Source organism: Streptosporangium longisporum, from assembly GCF_039534895.1.
Classification (GTDB): Bacteria; Actinomycetota; Actinomycetes; order Streptosporangiales; family Streptosporangiaceae; genus Streptosporangium; species Streptosporangium longisporum.
The window spans coordinates 800,780-819,549 of sequence record NZ_BAAAWD010000006.1 but is presented as its reverse complement, the minus strand read 5'-3'; the positions used below and the strand labels follow the sequence as shown (position 1 = coordinate 819,549).

General features: G+C 73.1%; 20 protein-coding genes. 15 read left to right on the top strand and 5 right to left on the bottom strand.

The annotated features are described in order from the left end of the window. The first annotated feature begins 361 nt into the window (after nucleotides 1-361). Complete coding sequence (locus ABD832_RS07695) at nucleotides 362-1,579, top strand: sensor histidine kinase (RefSeq protein WP_344890420.1); 1,218 nt, start codon at nucleotides 362-364, stop codon at nucleotides 1,577-1,579. Next, on the top strand, nucleotides 1,576-2,253 hold the full coding sequence (locus ABD832_RS07690) for a response regulator (RefSeq protein WP_344890417.1): 678 nt from the start codon (nucleotides 1,576-1,578) through the stop codon (nucleotides 2,251-2,253). The genes ABD832_RS07695 and ABD832_RS07690 overlap by 4 nt, the downstream gene beginning before the upstream one ends. Before the next feature lie 110 nt (nucleotides 2,254-2,363). Here the strand turns inward: ABD832_RS07690 and ABD832_RS07685 are convergent, their stop codons facing one another. After that, complete coding sequence (locus ABD832_RS07685) at nucleotides 2,364-3,077, bottom strand: winged helix-turn-helix transcriptional regulator (protein ID WP_344890415.1); 714 nt, start codon at nucleotides 3,075-3,077, stop codon at nucleotides 2,364-2,366. 207 nt (nucleotides 3,078-3,284) lie between these two features. Here ABD832_RS07685 and ABD832_RS07680 point away from each other — a divergent pair, with 207 nt between their 5' ends. The 9 genes from ABD832_RS07680 to ABD832_RS07645 all read left to right on the top strand — a co-directional run bounded on the left by ABD832_RS07680 (nucleotide 3,285) and on the right by ABD832_RS07645 (nucleotide 8,056). After that, nucleotides 3,285-3,536, top strand: coding sequence for a MoaD/ThiS family protein (locus tag ABD832_RS07680; RefSeq protein ID WP_344890413.1), 252 nt, complete (start codon nucleotides 3,285-3,287; stop codon nucleotides 3,534-3,536). 101 nt (nucleotides 3,537-3,637) lie between these two features. Further along, on the top strand, nucleotides 3,638-4,318 hold the full coding sequence (locus ABD832_RS07675) for an LmeA family phospholipid-binding protein (protein WP_344890410.1): 681 nt from the start codon (nucleotides 3,638-3,640) through the stop codon (nucleotides 4,316-4,318). 48 nt (nucleotides 4,319-4,366) lie between these two features. After that, nucleotides 4,367-4,879: a sigma-70 family RNA polymerase sigma factor gene (locus ABD832_RS07670; protein WP_344890407.1), complete on the top strand. Its 513-nt coding sequence runs from the start codon at nucleotides 4,367-4,369 to the stop codon at nucleotides 4,877-4,879. Then, nucleotides 4,876-5,769 carry a zf-HC2 domain-containing protein gene (locus ABD832_RS07665; RefSeq protein WP_344890405.1) on the top strand — a complete coding sequence of 298 codons (894 nt, stop codon included), beginning with the start codon at nucleotides 4,876-4,878 and terminating at the stop codon, nucleotides 5,767-5,769. The genes ABD832_RS07670 and ABD832_RS07665 overlap by 4 nt, the downstream gene beginning before the upstream one ends. Before the next feature lie 81 nt (nucleotides 5,770-5,850). After that, entirely contained in the window at nucleotides 5,851-6,267 is a 417-nt protein-coding gene (locus ABD832_RS07660; protein WP_344890402.1) for a TlpA family protein disulfide reductase, read from the top strand. Nucleotides 6,268-6,328: 61 nt separating this feature from the next. After that, the gene (locus tag ABD832_RS42060; protein WP_413224752.1) at nucleotides 6,329-6,442 is read left to right on the top strand and encodes a putative leader peptide; all 114 of its coding nucleotides are present in this window, start codon (nucleotides 6,329-6,331) and stop codon (nucleotides 6,440-6,442) included. 63 nt (nucleotides 6,443-6,505) lie between these two features. Further along, nucleotides 6,506-6,904, top strand: a complete 399-nt coding sequence (locus tag ABD832_RS07655; protein ID WP_344890399.1) for a DUF4395 domain-containing protein — start codon at nucleotides 6,506-6,508, stop codon at nucleotides 6,902-6,904. A 16-nt stretch (nucleotides 6,905-6,920) separates the two neighbouring features. After that, nucleotides 6,921-7,760, top strand: a complete 840-nt coding sequence (locus ABD832_RS07650) for a sulfurtransferase (RefSeq protein ID WP_344890396.1) — start codon at nucleotides 6,921-6,923, stop codon at nucleotides 7,758-7,760. Continuing rightward, nucleotides 7,760-8,056, top strand: coding sequence for a DUF1416 domain-containing protein (locus ABD832_RS07645; protein ID WP_344890394.1), 297 nt, complete (start codon nucleotides 7,760-7,762; stop codon nucleotides 8,054-8,056). Before ABD832_RS07650 ends, ABD832_RS07645 begins: the two co-directional genes overlap by 1 nt. A gap of 137 nt (nucleotides 8,057-8,193) precedes the next feature. On the opposite strand, the gene ABD832_RS07640 is transcribed toward ABD832_RS07645, so the two are convergent. Then, nucleotides 8,194-9,243 (bottom strand): DsbA family protein, encoded by a 1,050-nt coding sequence (locus ABD832_RS07640; protein WP_344890391.1) that lies wholly within the window; start codon nucleotides 9,241-9,243, stop codon nucleotides 8,194-8,196. 60 nt (nucleotides 9,244-9,303) lie between these two features. On the opposite strand from ABD832_RS07640, the gene ABD832_RS07635 reads away from it, so the two are divergent. Both ABD832_RS07635 and ABD832_RS07630 read left to right on the top strand, forming a co-directional pair. After that, nucleotides 9,304-9,855 (top strand): TetR/AcrR family transcriptional regulator, encoded by a 552-nt coding sequence (locus tag ABD832_RS07635; RefSeq protein ID WP_344890387.1) that lies wholly within the window; start codon nucleotides 9,304-9,306, stop codon nucleotides 9,853-9,855. A gap of 81 nt (nucleotides 9,856-9,936) precedes the next feature. Beyond that, the gene (locus ABD832_RS07630) at nucleotides 9,937-11,241 is read left to right on the top strand and encodes a hypothetical protein (RefSeq protein WP_344890384.1); all 1,305 of its coding nucleotides are present in this window, start codon (nucleotides 9,937-9,939) and stop codon (nucleotides 11,239-11,241) included. Here ABD832_RS07630 and ABD832_RS07625 read toward each other — a convergent pair. From ABD832_RS07625 to ABD832_RS07615, 3 genes are all read right to left on the bottom strand, one after another. After that, nucleotides 11,231-11,890, bottom strand: coding sequence for a hypothetical protein (locus tag ABD832_RS07625; RefSeq protein WP_344890382.1), 660 nt, complete (start codon nucleotides 11,888-11,890; stop codon nucleotides 11,231-11,233). The two genes, ABD832_RS07630 and ABD832_RS07625, sit on opposite strands and share 11 nt — an antisense overlap. 211 nt (nucleotides 11,891-12,101) lie before the next feature. After that, the gene (locus ABD832_RS07620; RefSeq protein WP_344890379.1) at nucleotides 12,102-12,809 is read right to left on the bottom strand and encodes a hypothetical protein; all 708 of its coding nucleotides are present in this window, start codon (nucleotides 12,807-12,809) and stop codon (nucleotides 12,102-12,104) included. Next, a complete protein-coding gene (locus ABD832_RS07615) occupies nucleotides 12,806-13,462 on the bottom strand; it encodes a hypothetical protein (RefSeq protein ID WP_344890377.1) in 657 nt (218 codons plus the stop codon). Before ABD832_RS07615 ends, ABD832_RS07620 begins: the two co-directional genes overlap by 4 nt. Nucleotides 13,463-13,628: 166 nt before the next feature. Here ABD832_RS07615 and ABD832_RS07610 point away from each other — a divergent pair, with 166 nt between their 5' ends. Then, nucleotides 13,629-15,578, top strand: coding sequence for a hypothetical protein (locus ABD832_RS07610; RefSeq protein WP_344890374.1), 1,950 nt, complete (start codon nucleotides 13,629-13,631; stop codon nucleotides 15,576-15,578). A 204-nt stretch (nucleotides 15,579-15,782) separates the two neighbouring features. Beyond that, nucleotides 15,783-18,758 (top strand): ATP-binding protein, encoded by a 2,976-nt coding sequence (locus tag ABD832_RS07605; protein ID WP_344890371.1) that lies wholly within the window; start codon nucleotides 15,783-15,785, stop codon nucleotides 18,756-18,758. The last annotated feature ends 12 nt before the right edge of the window (nucleotides 18,759-18,770 follow it).

Sequence of the window (18,770 nt, the reverse complement as noted above, 5' to 3'; positions counted from 1 at the left end):
ACGGGCACGGCGTCGCGTACGCGGTGAGGTACGACCTCGCGGGTGGGGCCCGCCGGAGAGAACGTCCGGCGGGCCCTCACGTGTGTCCGGCCCTCACGTGTGTCCGGCCCTCACGTGTGTCCGGGCCTCACGTGTGTCCGGGCCTCACCCGCGCAGGGCCCACGTGTTGTCCGGACCTCACCCGCGCAGGGCCGCAGGGCGGTGTCCGGACCGCAGGGCGTGCCCGGCCCCCAGGGGGTGTCCTGCGGCCGGAGGCCGCGCGGTGTGCGGGCCGCGGGCCCGGCGCGTACCGCAGGGGATGTACGCCGATCTCCTCCTTGCGCCGGTCGGCGGGCGGGAGCGCCTGTCCTACCGTGTCAGGGTGAGGATCGGGAGGGCGGACGCGCTGATCGCGTTCGGCGTGCTGACGGGGATCGTCGCGGGCGTCTACGGCCAGATGTCCACCTCGGGCTCGCCGGAGCGCCCGCTGGACGTGTTCGGCATCGCGTTGATCATGACGTCGGCGCTGCCGCTGGCGGTGCGGCGGAGCAGGCCCGCGACGGTGGGGGTGATCACGGTGGGGTGCGCGCTGGCCTACTACGCCTGCCGCTATCCCGGGGTCTTCACCGCCGCGCCCGCGCTGATGTCGGTCTACACGGCCACGTCCATGGGACGGCGCCGCCTGGCGATCGCGCTCGCCGCCGCGCTGGGCGTGGGGATCTACGGCCTCATCGCGCTCTCCGACGTCGACCCTGCCCCTCCGGGAGGGCTCTCCCTGATCAGCGGCTGGCTGGTGGCGGTGATGGTCGTCGGGGAGACGACCAGGAACCGCCGCGCCTACCTGGAGGAGGCCGAGCGGCGCGCGGCCGAGGCCGAGCGCACCCGTGAGGAGGCGGCCCTGCGCAGGGCGGGCGAGGAACGGCTGTGGATCGCGCAGGAACTGCACGACAGCCTCACCCACAGCATCTCGGTCATCAACGTCCAGGTCTCCGTGGCCGCGCACCTGCTGGATTCGGACCCCGAGCGCTCCCGGGAGGCACTGGCCGCGATCAGGGAGGCGGGCCGCGACGCCATGTACGAGCTCCGCGCCACGCTCGGGGTGCTGCGGCAGGGCGACCCGGACGACCCCGGGGCGGGACTCGCCCGGCTGCCCGGCCTGGTCGCCCGGGCCGAGGCGGTGGGGCTGCCGGTCAAGGTCCTCGTCGCGGGGGAGCCGCGGGACCTGCCCCCGGTCGTCGACCGGGCGGCCTACCGCATCACGCAGGAGGCGTTCACCAACGTGCTCCGGCACGCCGGGCCCGCGTCGATCACGCTGACCACCGAGTACCGGCCCACGACGATCGTGATCTCCGTGGAGGACGACGGGGCGTCGGACGCGGGGGTCGTCACGCAGGGAATGGGGCTGATCGGGATGCGCGAGCGGGCCGTCGCCGTCGGAGGGTCGTTCACGGCCGGGCCGCGTGCGGGAGGGGGGTTCGCCGTCCGGGCCGAGCTGCCGCTCACCGGGCCGTTCGCGGCCGGGTCCTCCGTCACCGGGGCGCCGCCGTCCGCGGGCGGGCCACCGCCCATGCCCGAGCCGTCCGGAAGGGGACGGCGATGATCAGGGTGCTGCTCGCCGACGACCAGGCGCTGATCCGGGCGGGTTTCCGCGCGCTGCTCGAGACGGCCGGTGACATCGTCGTCGTCGGCGAGGCGGGCAACGGCGTCGAGGCCGTCGAGCTCTCCCGCGCGCTGCGGCCCGACGTGGCGCTGCTGGACGTCAGGATGCCGCTGCTCGACGGGATCCAGGCCACCAGGAGGATCGGCGCCGACTCCGAGCTCGACGCGGTGCGGGTGGTGATCCTGACCAACTACGCCCTGGACGAGTACGTCTTCGCGGCCCTGCGCGCCGGGGCCGGCGGTTTCCTGGTCAAGGACATCGAACCGGCGGAGCTGCTGAGGTCGGTGCGGGTGGCCGCGGCGGGGGAGGCGCTGCTCTCGCCCTCGGTGACCCGGCGGCTGATCGAGGAGTACGTGTCCACCCCGCCCAGGCCCGTGGCCGGACCGGGTCTGGGACGCCTGACCGTGCGGGAGCGCGAGATCCTGGCCCTGGTCGCCACCGGCATGTCCAACCTGGAGATGGCCGAGCACCTGACGATCAGCCACGCCACCGTGAAGACCCACGTCAGCCGGTCGATGACCAAGCTCGGGGCCCGGGACCGGGCGCAGCTCGTCGTCTTCGCCTACGAGTCGGGGCTGGTCACCCCCGGTGCCCCGCCGGACGTGCGTGCCTGACGCCCGACGTGCCCGACGGCGGACGTGCGTGCTCGGCGCAGGTGAGGGTCCGTGGCCGGCGCGTGACCGGACACGGGACGACAGGACGGGTGCGGGGCCGTGACCGGCCGTTAGTTGTGGGCGGGCTCGCGCTCGTCGACGGGCTCGTTGCCGCGCTCGGGCACGAACCGGTACCCGACGTTGCGCACGGTGCCGATCAGCGCTTCGTACTCGGCGCCGAGCTTGGCGCGGAGCCGCCGGACGTGGACGTCCACGGTGCGGGTGCCGCCGAAGTAGTCGTACCCCCAGACCTCCTGGAGGAGCTGGGCGCGGGTGAAGACCCTGCCCGGGTGCTGCGCCAGGTACTTCAGGAGCTCGAACTCCTTGAAGGTCAGGTCCAGGGCGCGGCCGCGGAGCCGGGCGGTGTAGGTGGCCTCGTCGATCGACAGGTCGCCGTTGCGGATCTCGTCGGGGACGTCCTCGGCCGCGGAGAGGCTGAGCCTGCCCACGGCCATCCGGAGCCGTGCCTCGACCTCGGCGGGACCGGCGGTGTCCAGGATGACGTCGTCGACACCCCACTCCGCGGTCAGCCCGGCCAGGCCGCCCTCGGTGACGATCACCACCAGCGGGCAGGCGACACCCGTGGTCCGCAGCAGCCGGCACAGGCTCTTGGCCTGGACGAGCTCGCGGCGCGCGTCCACCAGGATCGCGTCGGCGGGCGGGGCGTCGATCAGGGCGGACGCCTCCGCAGGCGAGACCCGTACCGAGTGCAGCAGTAGTCCCAGCGCCGGAAGCACCTCGGTCGAGGGCTCAAGGGCGTTGGTGAGCAGCAGGAGATTGCTCACGATGTCTCCTTCCCGCGTCATGCCGGCAATAAGCCGTACAAACACGTAAGGACCCGGGGGCTACATTGCCCAGGTCCCGTAGTAGGTGAGGATAACCCACGGGGATGAAGCGTTCAGCGAACGTCCACCTGATGAACACGGGTTCTCCAGGTGAATTCGCCGTAATGACGTGGTAACCCTGCGTGCGGTCGAGGAGATGATTCACAGATGGCGACGGGCATCGTCAGGTACTGGGCGGCGGCCAAGGAGGCTGCGGGTGTGGCGGAGGAGCCGTTCGAGGCGGCCACCCTTGCCGAGTTGATGACCAAAATCACATCGGGCCGTGACGCGCTCGCTCACGTGGTGAGACGATCGTCGTTCCTGGTCAACGGGGATCCGGTGGGGCTGCGGGCCCACGAGAGGGTCGTCCTGGCCGACGGGGCCACGGTGGAGGTGCTGCCCCCCTTCGCGGGCGGCTGAGCCGCGGGAGGCTACCACCTGGGCGTCGTTTCGGACAGGATGGCCAGGGGAGATCACGCCCACGGCCTCACCCCGGAGCCGGAGAGTGAACAGGGAGTCGGATGCGTAAGCTCATCGCTTTTCTGGTCCTGCTTCTCGTCCTCGTCGCGGTCCTGGACCGGGTGGCCGTCACCGGGGTCCAGCGCGAGATCGCCCGGCAGGCGACGGCCAAGTACGACCTGTCCGCCCCGCCCGAGGTGACCATCGAGGGCATCCCCTTCCTCACCCAGGCGATCGCCGGCCGCTACGAGAGGGTCGACGTCGCCGCGGGCGCGATGACGATCTCGGGCGTGGCGCTCTCCAGCGTCGACTTCACCCTGCACGGCGTCACCGCGCCGCTGGAGGGCCTCATCATGCGTCCCCAGCAGGTGGACATGCGCGCCGAGCGGGTGGAGGGGGCCGTCGTGGTCCCGGTGCGGGCGCTCAACCAGCGGGCGCCGCGCGGGGTCAAGATCAGCGTCGCGGGCGACGCGCTTTTGATCAAGGGGGAGATCACGGTGCTGGGACAGAAGGTGCCCGCCGAGGCGACCATGAAGGTGGAGATCGTCCAGGGCGGCCTGCAGCTCCTCGCGGAGAAGGTGACCCTGGGCGGCGGCATCGCGGTGCCCGACCCCCAGCGGTTCCTCGACTACCGCATCCCGCTCGGGAAGCTGCCCTACAACCTCAAGCTGACCGACGTCCGGGTCGTCCCCGAGGGGCTGCGCATCTCGGGGACGGCCTCCGACGTGCCCCTGCGCGGCTGACCGTGTCCCGTGTCTGAACCGGAACGCCCCGCCGTACGTCGTGAGGGTGTGAGCCAAGCCGGAACCGCCGACGAGCAGCTCGTCAGGGCGCTCTTCGACGAACACGGCGGGCCGCTCTACGGCTACGTGCTGCGGCTGACGGGAGACTCGGGAAGGGCGGAGGACGTCGTGCAGGAGACACTGCTGCGGGCCTGGCGCCACCCGGACGCGCTGACCGGACGGTCCATCCGCGCCTGGCTGTTCACGGTGGCCCGCAACCTCGTCGTCGACCAGCACCGGGCGCGCAGCTCGCGCCCGCCGGAGACCGGTGACGAGGCGCTCGCGGTAGTGCCCGCCGAGGACGAGCTGGAGCGGGCCGTGGAGTCGTGGGCGGTGGCCGAGGCACTGGCCGCGCTCAGGCCCGAGCACCGCGAGGTGCTGGCCGAGGTCTACTACCAGGGCAAGTCCGTCCGGGAGGCCGCCGACGCGCTCGGCATCCCCGCCGGAACGGTCAAATCGCGCACGTATTACGCGCTTCGGGCGCTCAAGCTGGCGCTGGAGGAGCGGGGGCTCGCGCCATGACGACGACCTGTGACGAAGTACGGATGTCGCTCGGGGTCTACGCCCTCGGTGCGCTGGAGCCGGACGAGCGGACGCTGGTCGAGACCCATCTCGCCGGGTGCGCCCGGTGCCGCGCGGAGCTGGAGGAGCTGACCGGGGTGGCCACGTTCCTGGGCAAGGTGTCCCAGGCCGACGTGGCGCAGGTGGCGAGCCCGCCCGGCGCGGTGCTCGACCGGCTGCTCAGCGCCGGTGCCCGACGACGCCGTACGACCCGGCTGATGCTCTCGCTGGCCGCCTCGGTGCTGGTGGTCGGGCTCGGCGGCGGGACCCTGTGGACGGTCTCCCAGTCCCAGCAGGACGTCGGCACGGCGGTCTCCGCGCCGCAGCCGGCCGCGGGCGCCGAGACGGAGGCCGGTCAGGGGGCGGACGCCCGGAGCGGAGGCCGGGAGCAGGGGGAGACGCTGCGGGACCCGGGCTCGTCCCAGGACGACGCCCAGACCAAGGCCGCGCCCTCGTCGCCCACCTCCCGGCGGCCCCTTCCGTCGTCCTCGCCGTCCTCGACCGGGGCCCGCCCGTCCGACCCGGAGTCGCAGATCATGCTCGCGCCGAGCGAGGTGCGGGCGGCGGATCGGCGCGGCGCGGTCCGCGCGGTGGCGACCGCGTCCGTGGCGCGGGGGGTCACCACGGTCAGGGTCGTGCTCACCGGGGTGGCCGACGGCACCCGCTGCCGGCTGAGGGTGTTCGGCGACGGCGGTCTCAGGCAGACGGCGGGTGTGTGGACCGTCGGCGGGGCCGCCCAGGACGCCTCGGGCGCCTTCGTGACGACGACCACGATCCCGCCCGAGCGCATCACCTCGTTCGAGATCGCCACCGCCCGGGGACGGGTGCTGATCACCCTCCCCGTCCCCTGATCGCCTCCTGATCGCCCGCCGGCCGGCACCGGCCCGCGTCCGCGGGAATCGCGCGGGGGCCCCGGCGCGTTGTCCTTCGTCATGACCGGGTGGACGGTACTGGCCGTCACGCTCGCCCTGGCCACGCTCGCGGGCGTGCTGGTGCGGCGGCGCGACGGCGTGGTGCGGAAGGCGAGGGGCGGGGTGGAACGGCTCACCGCGGACGACCTGCAGGTGGAGCTCGGAGAGCGGGCGACCCTCGTGCAGTTCTCCAGCGCCTTCTGCCAGCCGTGCCGGGCGACCCGGCGGATCCTCGACGAGGTGGCCCGGATGGTGCCGGGCGTCGCGCACGTGGAGGTCGACGCCGAGTCCCGCCTCGACCTGGTCCGGTCGCTGAACATCATGCGCACCCCCACGGTCCTCGTCCTGGACGCGTCCGGCCGGGTGGTGCGGCGGGCCTCCGGCCAGCCACGGAAGGCGGACGTGATCGGCGCCCTGGGAGCGGCGGTGGGCGAGTGAGCGGGGCACCCTACCGTCCACCGAACGATCTTGTCTCAGAAATTGGACAGGGATGTGACAGATGGCGGGACGCCGGGGTAATGTCATGGGCATGAACCCGACGACAGAGCTGCTCACGAAGCGGCGCGCGGTTGATTTCTGCCGCGTGACCACCGCGCTCTGTCGCGCTTCCTAAGGGCGATCTCAAGCGGCCGTTCGAGCCGCACCGATCTGCACGACCCTTCAGGAGCATCACGCGATGCAAGCCGATCCCCGAGCTCTCCGTTTCGCCGCGGCCGTCACCGCCGTCGTGCTCGCGCTCGTCCTGGTCACCGGTAACCCCTGGTTGCTGGCCGCCCAGGCCGTGGTGTTCGCACTGGGCGTCGCCGGCCTGTCGCCGTACGGAACGGTCTTCAAGGCTCTGGTGAGAACTCCTCCCCGGCAGGTGGAGGACGCCTCGCCGCCGCGCTTCGCGCAGGCGGTGGGACTCGCCTTCGCCCTGGTCGGCCTGGTCGGATACGTCGCACAGATCACGCCGCTGGCCCTCGGCGCCACCGCCGCGGCACTCTTCGCCGCCTTTCTCAACGCCGCTTTCGGGCTCTGCCTCGGCTGCGAGATGTACTTGATCATTCGTCGTTTACCACCCGCCGCACGATGATCCCGGAGGATCAAAAATGAGCCGCTCCGCCGTCCTGGTCGACGCCGACTGGGTCGAGGCCAACCTCGACGCCCCCGGTGTCGTACTCGTTGAAGTGGACGAGGACGCCAGTGCCTACGACACGGGCCACATCCGTGGCGCCGTCAAGATCGACTGGAAGCAGGACCTCCAGGACCCGGTCCGCCGTGACTTCGTCGATCGCGAGGGCTTCCAGGCGCTGCTGTCGTCCCGGGGCATCTCCAACGACGACACCGTGGTCCTCTACGGTGGCAACAACAACTGGTTCGCCGCCTACGCCTACTGGTACTTCAAGCTCTACGGCCACGAGAACGTCAAGCTCCTCGACGGTGGCCGCAAGAAGTGGGAGCTCGACTCCCGCGAGCTCGTCAAGGACGTCACCGAGCGTCCCGCGACGAACTACCAGGCCAAGGACCAGGACCTGTCCATCCGTGCCTTCCGCGACGACGTCGTCGCCGCGATCGGCAAGCTCAACCTGGTCGACGTGCGCTCGCCCGACGAGTTCAGCGGCAAGCTGCTCGCGCCCGCCCACCTCCCGCAGGAGGCGGCGCAGCGCGGCGGCCACGTCCCCACCGCCCGCAACATCCCGTGGTCGAAGACCGCGAACGACGACGGCACCTTCAAGACGGACGAGGACCTCAAGGCCCTCTACGAGGGCGAGGGTGTCGACTTCTCCAAGGACACCATCGCCTACTGCCGTATCGGGGAGCGCTCCGCGCACTCGTGGTTCGTCCTCCACGAGATCCTCGACCAGGCCAGCGTCAAGAACTACGACGGATCGTGGACCGAGTACGGCTCGCTGGTAGGCGTGCCGATCGAACTGGGAGAGGCCCGCTAATGACTCAGGGATGCGCAGCTCCGGAACAGACGGCCGCCATTCCGGCCGGGATCGACCTCGCGGGACAGGCCGTGATCCAGGGCGTGGTCTCGGGCGCCGGCAGGGCGTACGCCCGCCTGCTCGACCACGCCGGCGAGTTCACCGGTGAGGTGGTGGTGTCCGACGAGGGCGTCTTCCGCTTCTTCGCCGCCCCCGGTGACTGGACCGTCCGCATCATCGCGGGCGGTGGCGTCAGCAAGGACATCCCCGCCCAGGCGCGCCTGGGCGAGGTCACCCAGCTCGCCGTGAGCGTCTGACCCGGTAGGGCCGGACCCGTTCACCTCGTCAAGGACCGGTACCCCCTCGGGGGTGCCGGTCCTTGCGCGATGCGGGACCTTTCCGGTGTCTCCGGCCGGTGAGGTCCTCGCGGCCTTACGCCGTCCCCGTTGAAAGGTCAGGCGGGAAGGCGGTCCTCCACCCGCCGTACGGCGTCGGCGTAGTCGGGCTCGGGGGACATGGCCGCCGCCAGGCGCAGGTGCGGCAGCGCCTGCCCGTGCCGCCCGGCGCGCTCCAGGGTCCTGCCGAGCAGGAAGCGGGCGTAGTGGTCGCCGGGGGCACGCTCCAGCAGCGACTCCAGCGTCTCCCTCGCCCGGCCGAGCTGGGCCGAGCCGAAGTAGGCGCGGGCCGCCAGCAGGCGTACGGCCGGGTCGTCACCGTGCTCGGTCAGCAGCGGCTCCAGCGTCCGCAGCGCGCCGAGCGGGTCCCGCAGACCCAGCAGCGCCTCGGCCTGGCGCAGCCACCGGACCTCGTCGGGGAGCTCCCGCGGCGGAGCGGCGTCGCGTACCAGGTCGGCGAGGACCTCCGGGGGCTGCGCGCCCGTGACCGCGGAGGCGCCGACCACGAAGGTCGGTGAGGTGGCGACCCCGTGCGCCTTGCCACGCAGCAGCTCGGAGCGGACCTCGTCCGTGCCGTCGCCGCGCTCCAGCGCCTCGGCCATGCCGTCCAGGCCGGCCTCGGCGGCGAGCGCCGCCAGGGTGGCGCGGTCGGCGATGTCGGCGCCCTCGGTGAAGTGGGCGCGCAGGATCCGCTCGACGACCGCGTCCTGCAGCGCCGCGCCGCCCCGCCCGTGGGCGAGGGCGATCACCCGGTGGGCGTCGAACGTGTTCGCCCGCCACACCGCGCCGTGCCGCCGGTCGGCGCCGCTGCTCCCACCGGTCCGCGGGTCGGTGCTCTCGCCGATCCGCTCTGTGGCGGCGGCGGTTGAGAGACTGGCCCGGTTCCCGGCCGGGGGCAGGGCGGGGTGGCAGGCCCGCAGCGCGCCCTCGGCGACCGGGTCGCGAAGGGCGTCCTCCAGGGGCTCGGACGGTACCGGGGCCATCGGGTCGATGAGGTACGGCCGCCAGACGACCTCCACGTCCTCACCGAGTCCGGCCTTCTCCAGGCGTCGCTTGCCGACGTAGGCCCAGGGGCAGACCATGTCCGCCCAGATCTCCATGCGCTTCATGGCCTCTGCAACACACGACAGGCGTCGTTTATTCGACACATGTCGTTTAGGCTGGGCGGCATGCCCGCAGACGATCCGAGAATCCGCAGGACGCGGGCCCGGCTGCGCTCCGCCGTGCTGGAGCTGGCCGGCGCGCGCGACCCCGACTCGATCACCGTCGCCGAGATCGCCCAGCTGGCCGGGGTGAACCGGGCCACGGTCTACGTCCACTACCGCGACCGTGACGACCTGGTGCTCGACGCCATGGAGACCGCCGTCGCCGAGCTGGCCGCCGACGCCGCGCGGTGCCCCTACCGGGAGCCGGGGCCGGTGCCCGCGTCGCTGATCGCCCTGTTCGAGCACATCGGGGAACGCGCCGGGCTGTACCGCAGGATGCTCGGGCCGTACGGCAGCGCCCGGTTCCGCGCGCGGCTGCACGAGGCCCTGGCCGCGGGACTGGACGACCCCTTCGCCGCGGGCTCCAGGCCTCCCGGGCACGACGACGTGCCGCCGGAGATACACGCCCATCACGTGGCGGGCGCGCTGGTCGGGATCGCCACGTACTGGCTGGGGGAGCATCCGCCCCGTCCCGCGGCCGACATCGCGGCGGCGGCGTGGAGCCTGGTGCGCTGAGCCCTCCGCCGCGTCGGGCGGTTTTCCTGTGGCCGGTGAGGCCGGGGCCCTACGATGCATCGGGTGTCCGGAAGGTCTGTCATGCCGCCAGCTCCGTCCGTTCCCGCGCCGCCCGCGCCGTCACGGGCCGCCGGACGGGAGCCGGCCTCGCTCTCGGCGGCCTCGCTGCCCTCGCACATGCTCGGGATCCTCGCGGCCGGCGCCCTGTCGCTGGTCGTCTGGTTCTCGATGGGACGGGTGGTCCGGGCCCTGCTGATGGTGGCCGCCAGTGAGGTCTCCCACGGCGACCACCGGCAGGTGCGGCTGGTCGTCACCATGTTCCTGTTCACCCTGATCGTGCTGACCGAGCTCGTGGTCATGGCCGGGATGCTGCACTCGGTACGCGGGGCGCTGCGGGAGATCCGGGCCCGGCGCCAGGACGGCGAGGCGGACGAGGGCATGTTCGGCGCGCTGAACCGCGCCACCCTGGTCTTCGCCACCATCTACCTCGCCTGGGGCTTCCAGAGCGCGGACGCCCGGGAGTTCATCGCGGTGGACACGGCCAGGCGGATCGACCAGGACCTCGCCGGGAGCCTGGCGGGCAGGGAGATCGAGGGCGGCACCGGCCTGATCGCGCTGGACCCGCGGATCTCCCTGACCGTCGCCGTGGTCGCGTACCTGCTCAGGACGCTGTTCGGCTGGTGGCACGCCAACGGCAGGGTCACCGGGAGCGGCGTGGCCGCGACCTTTTTCGAGCTGGCCTTCGCCTTCTACAGCCTCAACGCGCTGTTCGCCTTCGCCGAGGCGCGCTCGGACTGGCTCGACCACCGGGCCGTCGTGTCGGCGGTCGAGGGGTGGGCCGAGGACGCGCGCGAGAGCCTGCCGTGGTGGAAGACGTTCTCGCACGCGGCCGGCGACGTCTGGCCGCACGTGGTGGAGGGCCTGATCGTCCCGCTCACCTGGCTGACGGTGGCCTCGCTCGTCTACGGCGCCTTCGCCGAGGACACCCGCGCGGTCGTGCGGGGGACCCGGCTCGACGACGTGGCGACCCGGGTGGAGCGCTCGCACCGCCTGACCCGCACCACGATGAGCCAGGCCACGACCGGGCTCCAGGAGCGGTGGATCCCCCCGGTGAACGCCTTCCGGCTGGTCACCCGGGGTGGTCCCGCGCTCTTCGGCCTGTTCTGCCTGTGCCACGTCGGGATCCGGGTGGCGGCCGACTACGCGGACCGGGGCGTCCGGATGCTGATCGGTACCGAGGAGCCGTTCGTCTGGGTGGCGCTGGGCGGGCCCACGGGTTTTCTGCGGGACCTGGTGGTGGCGGTGCTGACCGTCTGCCTGCTGGCGGCCACGTTCGACATCGCGGCCACCCGGAGCCGGGAGACGGGCCGGGCGCTCACCGGGTGAAGCGCAGCACCAGGTCCTGGGGGATCTCCTCCTTCGCGCTCCTGGCGAACATGTCCTTGACCGACTCGTCCTCGACGATGCGGGCCGTGGAGGGGCGCACGTGGACCTCGACCTGCCCGGCCACCCCCGAGGGCACCATGCCGACCAGGTCGTAGGAGTAGGGCGTTCCCGTCCTGTGGTCCTTGACCTCGTCGGGGAGGTCGTCGCCCTCGGGCAGGGCCTTCCAGACGCGGCCGTCGGGATGCCTGATCTCGACCCCGGGCTCGCCGCGCCGGCTGACGCCCTCGGCGTCCAGGGAGGTCCTGGTCACCTTGATCCTGAGCCATGTACGGCCCGGCGCGGGCTTCTGGCCGGGCAGGTCGTCCAGTTCCCTGACCGCGACCTTCCAGGAGACCCGCATCAGGGTCGCCTCGGCTCCCGCGGCGACCGTCAGGATCCTGTCCGGGGGGTGGGTGTCCCGGTAGACGCTGTAGCCGTTCCAGGTGGAGGCGGCCAGGGCGAGCACCACGGCCCCGGCCGCCCCGGCGGCCCGCAGCGCGGTACGCCCGCGCGGACGCGAGCCCGCGTGACGCCCGCGGGACCGGGCGGACGCCTCACCCGGGGACGGCGCCTCGTCCCGGCCGGGCGGCCTTTCCTCCCGGACGGGCATCCCGTCCCGCGCAGGTACCTCGTCCCGCGCAGATACCCCGTCCCGCGCAGGTACCCCGGCCCGCACGGGAAGCCCGGCCCCGTCCCGGACGGGCGGCCCGCCCCGTGCGGGGAGCCCGTCCCGGGTGGGCCGCGGCTCCCGTTCCGGTGAGAACCAGTCGCGCTCCGGCTCGTGCCCCGGCGTGCCCCGGTACGGCGTTCCCATCAGCCCGTCACCCCCTGCCGGCCGGCGTGTAGACGTCCTTGGCGGCCGCGATCAGGCGCTTGGCGGCCTCCTCGTCCAGTCCCAGGTCGATCTCGATCTCGGGCCCGTTCGGCTCGACGACGAGACCGCCCTGGGGGGCGAGCACGATGCGGGAGCCGGCCAGCTCCCGGGGCGGGATCTCGAAGACCGCCACGCCCTCGGTCCACCAGCCCGGCTGGACGAAGGGGTAGACGATGGTCGAGGTCTCCTCCATCCGGTCGGTCGCCTCGTAGCCGCGCCCGCTGTCGGCCAGCAGCACCGGGGCGCCCAGCCGCTGCGGCTCCCGGGTCGCCGTGGCGCCCACCTCCACGATGACGAAGATCCCTTTCGTGGTGACCCGCTTCTGCCCGTCAGGGGAGTTCCCGGAGCCGCCCGGGGACGCGTTCGCGATGGACCGGGCGGCGTGCACCGCCTTGACCCGGGCGGAGAAGCGGGAGCCGGTGACGTTCTCGCCGACGCTCCCGGTCCAGGTGAGCGGTGCGTCGTGGTCGGAGACGTCCGCGCCGAAGGCGTGCAATCCCACGGCCGCGACCGCCAGCGCGATGCCGGTGAGCACGGCGCCCGCGGCGCGCCACCGGCCCGGCCGCTCGCCGTCGCGGCGGCCGGGTGTCCCCGGTCCTTCCCGGGACTCCCCGCGCGGTCCCGTCTCCGGGTGGGGGCGGACGGGGGTGCTCACGAGCGCGTTCCCTTCGGCACGACGGGGAGCGTGACCCGGGCGGCGGTCACGGGCCTCTGCTTCTTCCCCTCGCCCTTGGTCACCAGGTGCCAGCCCGGCGTCAGGGTGATCCCCTCCCTGAACTCGTACCTGCCGACGTCGATGGTCAGCTCCCGGGGGGCCTGCTGCCCCTCCGTGAGCTCGTAGGCGACCACGACCCTGGCGGGCAGGGCCGGGTGCAGCTGACCGCCCTCCCCGCCGGGGCCGGACACCGACGGGCCGTAGGTGCCGCCGAGTCTGGGGGTGATCGCCAGCAGGGACGAGCCGAAGGACGGGCCGCCCGGCCCGCCGCTGTACGGCAGCCCCATGGACGCGGTCTCCTCGCCCTTGTTGACGACCTCGAACTCGATCTCCAGCAGGCGCTTGGCCGGGCCGCCGAACGCGCCGGGCTCGCTCACCGTCCGGGACTCGACGAACCGGGTGCTGAACTGCTCCTGGTCCAGGGTGGCGCCCGGTCCCAGCCGCTTGGGCGGACGGTCCGGAGCGGTCGCCAGGCCGCCGAGGGCGGCGACGATCGCCAGGCAGGAGGCCGCCGTCAGGGCGGCGAGGGGGACCGCGACGGGACGCCGCCGGCGGGTGGGCCCCTCGGGGGGATCCTCCGGGGAGGCAGTCATGGGAGACGATGGTAATCGGTGAGTCCGTCCCATCCGCCTCATTTATCCCTTAAGCACGGGTGAACCCGGGGAAAATGCAGCGGATTGGCGGGAACGCTGCCCGAATGGGAGGTCGAACTCTTACGCTGTCTCCGAGGCTTCCGATGAGCCCGATGGCGGAGGTTCCGTGGCGGACGTGCATCCCGAGCATGCGCAGCTCCAGGCGGACCGGATCTACCTGGGCTGGCAGTATGCCTTGTTGCACCCTGATCCGGGTCCGGCCCCCAAGCGACCCTCCCCGCTGGAGAACCCTCCCGAGCCCGTCGATCCCGAGTGGATCCGCAGGGAGCGCCTGAACGAGGACCTGCTGAACCGGCCGGTCAGGATCGTGCGCGCGTTCATGGCCGGGCTGGCCACGCTGATCCTCGTGCTGGGCGTCACCGAGATGCTGAGCTGGTCGTTCGCCGCGGTCGGGGTGATCGCCGCCGGTGGCATCGCGGCGTTCTGCAGCTACGCCGTGCACCAGGGCGACCGGGCGGTCCGCCACCGCATCAGGGAACGCGAGGCGGCCGGGGACCGGCTGCGCGAGGAGCGTGACAGGGAGCTCTTCCTCGCCCAGGAGGAGCACGCCGCCCGCTACCGCGAGTGGGCCGAGAAGAAGGAGCGGCACGACCGCCAGCTCACCTGGTACGCGGTGGCCGTACCCGACGAGATCGACCGGATCGACGTCGCCGGGGGCACCCTGCCCGGCTGGTCGGCGCTGATCACCCTGCTCGGCGCGACCCGCCTCTACAGCGGCGGCCACCTGACCGTGCTCGACCTGTCGGAGGGCGCGGTCGCCAAGGACCTCATCGAGCTGGCGCGCAGGGGCGGCGACGAACCCCTGGTCTGGGTGCTCCCGGTCGACCTGCCCCGGCTCGACCTGGGCGCCACGCTGGCCCCGGAGGCCTTCGCCGACGTCCTCGCCCACGTGGTCAGCGTCAGCGAGGAGCACCGTACGACCAGGGACCTGTCGTTCGACAACGCCATCCTGGAGCGCGTCCTGGAGGTCCTGGGCGAGAGCGCCACGATCAACCAGGTCACCGCGGCGCTGCGCGCCCTGGCCCAGGTCGGCGACCCGCGCGAGGACCTGCGGCTCGGCCTGATCACCGCCACCCAGCTGGAGCGGATCGGCACCCTGTTCGGCCGGGGCGTCAGCGACCGGGTGGTGATCGAGCGGGCGTGGGCTCTGGAGTCGCAGCTGCGCAAGCTGGAGACCCTGGGCTCGGAGGCGGTGCGCCTGCCGCCCGCGCGGCTGCGGGTCGTGTCGATGGACCGCCAGGCGGGCGTGTTCGGCAACCGGGTCCTCGGCACCTACGTGGCCACCGCGCTCACCCACATCCTGCGCCAGTCGCCCGCCTCCGAACGGCCCTGGTACCACACGATCATCGTGGCGGGTGCGGACAAGCTCCGCGGCGACGTGCTGGACCGGCTCATGGACGCCTGCGAGACCTCCAGGACCGGCCTGGTGCTCACCTACCGCTCGCTCACCCCGACCGTACGGGAGCGGCTCGGCCGGGGGCACGCGGCCGTGACGTTCATGCGGCTGGGCAACGCCGAGGACGCCCGGATCGCCAGCGAGCACGTCGGCACCGAGCACCGCCTGGAGCTCGCCCAGCTCACCGAGACGATCAGCGCCGCCGGGGCCGGGATGGACGGAGGCTACGTCTCCACGGTCGGCCAGGCCGAGGAGGGCGAGGACGGGCGCGAGACGACACCCGCCGACCTCAAGGAGGACATCACCGAGTCCACCGAGTGGGGCCGCCGCGCGACCAAGGCGATGGGCGACACCGAGCGGGTGCTCCACCGCTCCAGGGAGTTCCTGGTCGAGCCGCACCAGCTCCAGCAGCTTCCCACCACCTCCGTGATCGTCACCGACGCCACCGCCGAGGGCCGCAGGGTCCGCCTCGCCGACGCCAACCCGGCGATACTGACCTTCCCCAGGACGACGCTGGGCGAGTTCGACGAGATCAGGGACGCCGTGCTGGAGCGGGCGCAGGACAGGCGGCCCGACCCGCACGAGCCGAACCCGTTCGAGGACGCGCCGCCCAACCTCGGCCCGCCCCCGGCCAGGCTCGACTGGCGCCGCCGCCGATGAGACGACGACCGGGCCGGTGGGTACGTCAAGGGGGCGTCCGTATGTCGTAATGGGATGGTCAATGCGGAGGTGCGAGCCCCGAGTCAGGTTCGACCGTGGTCACGGGGGTGGCCCACCCCCGATTACGCGTCGGCCGGTACGGCGGAGCGATCCGTGAAGCGTCAACCCTCCGGCCTGGAGCCGGGTCCCCCGGGTGGAGACCAAATGCAGCCAAGTGTGTCCCGTCCGCCCCATGCCCTGACCGGGCCCTGGTACAGAATCCAGGCGATCACGGCGCCCTCGCGCAGTTCCTCGGCCGAGTGGGACTTCGTCACCGTCCTGCCCGCCGTGCTCTCCACGGCCCAGCGCGGCCGGCCCTTCGTGGTCGGCTGGCTCTCGCGGGGATCCGGCGCCCCGCTGGAGCTGATCACCAACGCGGGGCCGCTGACCCCGCCGCGCCCGCCCCGCAGGGCCGCCACCGCCGAGCCGGAGCCCGTCCCGGCCGGTCCCGAGCCGCTGCTCTTCCCCGGCGGCGCCCGCGGCGTGCGGATCGGCGACGAGTGGCTCCGCGACCTGTCGGACCTGGCCTGGACCGTCTGTCCCGGACGGCAGGCCCCGCCGCTGGGCGGGCGGCGCGAACCGGACGCCGACGAGATCAGGCGGCCCACGCTCTTCGAGTCGACGCTGGTCACGCTCATGTCCCGGCCGTTCGCCTGGCTGGTGGTGGCCGAGCAGACCGACCTGCTGGACGCCGAGGTCGCGCACCTGCGCACCCAGCTCAACGTGCTGCGGCAGTACGGCGACGCCTCCGAGCGATCCCGCTACGACGCCGAGCGGGCCGAGCGGCGCATGCAGGAGCTGGACGCCTTCCGCGAGGCCGGGCTGTGGAACGTCCGGGTGCTGGCCGGGGCCGCCGGGCCCGACGAGCTGCGCCAGATCGCCCCGGTGCTGGTCGGCTCCGCCGAGATGAGCCACCACCCCTACCGCCTGCGCAGCGCGCTGTCCGGTCCCGTCCTGGGGTTCGCCGAGGCACTCGCGACGACGCTGCAGGACCCGGCCGACGGCGCCGCGGCCCCGTTCGCGGCCACCGCCGGGGCGCTCGCCGCCCTCGCCGGGCTGCCGCACCGGGAGGTCCCGGGCGTGCGGGTGCTCGACGCGGGCTTCTTCGACGTGACCAGCGAGGCCGACACCGTGCCCGGCGCGCTGACCGTCGAGCTCGGGTCGATCCTCGACGGCCAGGACCGGCCGGTCGGCTCGTTCAAGGTCCCGCTGGCCACCCTCAACCGGCACGCGTTCATCACCGGCGCCACCGGTTCCGGCAAGTCCCAGACCGTCCGGCACCTGCTGGAACAGCTCACCGGCGCGGGCATCCCGTGGCTGGCCATCGAACCGGCCAAGTCCGAGTACGCCGCGATGGGCGGCCGCATCGAGCACCTCGCCCCGGTGACCGTGATCAACCCCTCGGCCCCGGAGAGCGTGCCGTTCAGCGTCAACCCGCTCGCCCCCGAACCCGGCTACCCGGTCCAGGCGCACATCGACATGGTGCGGGCGCTGTTCATGGCGGCCTTCGACGCCGAGGAGCCGTTCCCGCAGATCATGTCGCTGGCCCTGCAGCGGGTGTACGAGGCCAACGGCTGGGACGTGGTGACCGGCTGGGCGGCCCCCGGCGCGGCGGTACGGCCCGCGGTGCCGACCCTGGAACAGCTCCAGCGGCACGCGATGGACGTGATCAAGGAGATCGGGTACGGCCGGGAGGTCCAGGCCGACGTGGAGGGCTTCATCTCACTCCGGCTCCGGTCGCTGCGGGTCGGCTCGGCGGGCCGGTTCTTCGAGGGCGGGCACCCGGCCGACATCGGCGACCTGCTCCAGCGCAACGTGGTGCTCGCCATCGAGGACGTCGCCAACGACGAGGACAAGGCGTTCCTGATGGGCACGCTGATCATCCGGATCGTGGAGCACCTGCGGATGCGGGCCAGGAAGGAGCGCAGCAGCGGGCTGCGGCACGTCATCGTGATCGAGGAGGCGCACCGGCTGCTCCGCGACCGGGGCGCCGGGCGGGCCAGCACGCACGCGGTCGAGCTGCTGGCGGGCATGCTGGCCGAGATCCGCGCGTACGGGGAGGGCATCGTGGTCGCCGAGCAGATCCCCACCAAGCTCGTCTCCGACGTGGTGAAGAACACCGCGCTGAAGGTCATCCACCGGTTGCCCGCCGAGGACGACCGGCACCTGGTCGGCGCGGCGACCAACCTGAGCGAGGAGCAGTCGCGCCAGGTCGTCTCGCTCCCGCCGGGGGTCGCCGCGGTCTTCGCCGACGGCATGGACCGGCCGCTGCGCATCCAGGTGCCGCTGGGCGAGGACCGCGAGCGCCCGGTGCCCGGTCACCTGCCGCCGATCTGCGGGCGCCGCTCGGCCGCGTGCGGGCAGGAGTGCCAGGAGGGCCGGGCGTGCACGCTGGTCGAGCTGCGCGAGGCCGACCTGCTCGCCGAGGCGCCGGAGTGGGCCTGGCTGCGGATCTGGACCGACACGCTGGTGCTGGCGTTCTGCACCAACCGGCCGGTGCCGGGGGTGCCGCGGGCGCTGGCCGACCTGTGGTCGGAGCTGCCCGCGCGGCGCCGCGAGTGCCTGCTGGCCACGACGGTGGAACGGAGCGTGGGCCGCCGCGCGTGGTCGCTGCGTACCGTCGGCGACCCGGCCACGCTGACCGAGCAGGTCGCCGCGGTCGCGACCCGGCTGCTCGGCCCCGACCGCGAGCCCGGCGAACGGCCGGGACCCGCCTGGGTCATCCCGCAGGTGCGGTGGCTGCACGAGGTGGACCGGCTGTTCCCGTACGGCAGGCCCGCTCCCAACCCGCGCGGAGCCGCGCCGGTGATGGAGTACGCGCTGTTCAGCCGCGCCTCGGGCGCCTCGGAACTGCTCGGCCACCGGGCCAAGGCGTTGCGCCACCACCCCCTGTCGATGGAGGTGGACCGCAACCGGGAACTGGCCTGGCGGGCGATCCTGGGCGACGACGAGCGCGAGGGGGTGGACCGCGACGTCGACACCGTCACGATCGGCATCGACCCGGCCGAGCGGCTCCGGCACGTGGCCCAGACGATGGGGGCGGGCTGGCTGGAGAGCGTGCTGTCCTGGCCGCACCGGTTCGTCCTGCCGTTCGACGGCGGCTCACCGGAACCGGCCGAGCTCGCCTTCGCCGAACGGTGAGGCGTCCCGTCC

Excerpts from the sequence above, each read along its gene's own strand:
- ABD832_RS07690 (WP_344890417.1), top strand. The coding sequence starts at position 1,576 with ATGATCAGGGTGCTGCTCGCCGACGACCAGGCGCTGATCCGGGCGGGT.
- ABD832_RS07680 (WP_344890413.1), top strand. The coding sequence starts at position 3,285 with ATGGCGACGGGCATCGTCAGGTACTGGGCGGCGGCCAAGGAGGCTGCG.
- ABD832_RS07675 (WP_344890410.1), top strand. The coding sequence starts at position 3,638 with ATGCGTAAGCTCATCGCTTTTCTGGTCCTGCTTCTCGTCCTCGTCGCG.
- ABD832_RS07665 (WP_344890405.1), top strand. The coding sequence starts at position 4,876 with ATGACGACGACCTGTGACGAAGTACGGATGTCGCTCGGGGTCTACGCC.
- ABD832_RS07660 (WP_344890402.1), top strand. The coding sequence starts at position 5,851 with ATGACCGGGTGGACGGTACTGGCCGTCACGCTCGCCCTGGCCACGCTC.
- ABD832_RS42060 (WP_413224752.1), top strand. The coding sequence starts at position 6,329 with ATGGCGGGACGCCGGGGTAATGTCATGGGCATGAACCCGACGACAGAG.
- ABD832_RS07655 (WP_344890399.1), top strand. The coding sequence starts at position 6,506 with ATGCAAGCCGATCCCCGAGCTCTCCGTTTCGCCGCGGCCGTCACCGCC.
- ABD832_RS07650 (WP_344890396.1), top strand. The coding sequence starts at position 6,921 with ATGAGCCGCTCCGCCGTCCTGGTCGACGCCGACTGGGTCGAGGCCAAC.
- ABD832_RS07645 (WP_344890394.1), top strand. The coding sequence starts at position 7,760 with ATGACTCAGGGATGCGCAGCTCCGGAACAGACGGCCGCCATTCCGGCC.
- ABD832_RS07640 (WP_344890391.1), bottom strand. The coding sequence starts at position 9,243 with ATGAAGCGCATGGAGATCTGGGCGGACATGGTCTGCCCCTGGGCCTAC.
- ABD832_RS07635 (WP_344890387.1), top strand. The coding sequence starts at position 9,304 with ATGCCCGCAGACGATCCGAGAATCCGCAGGACGCGGGCCCGGCTGCGC.
- ABD832_RS07630 (WP_344890384.1), top strand. The coding sequence starts at position 9,937 with ATGCCGCCAGCTCCGTCCGTTCCCGCGCCGCCCGCGCCGTCACGGGCC.
- ABD832_RS07625 (WP_344890382.1), bottom strand. The coding sequence starts at position 11,890 with ATGCCCGTCCGGGAGGAAAGGCCGCCCGGCCGGGACGAGGCGCCGTCC.
- ABD832_RS07615 (WP_344890377.1), bottom strand. The coding sequence starts at position 13,462 with ATGACTGCCTCCCCGGAGGATCCCCCCGAGGGGCCCACCCGCCGGCGG.
- ABD832_RS07605 (WP_344890371.1), top strand. The coding sequence starts at position 15,783 with ATGCAGCCAAGTGTGTCCCGTCCGCCCCATGCCCTGACCGGGCCCTGG.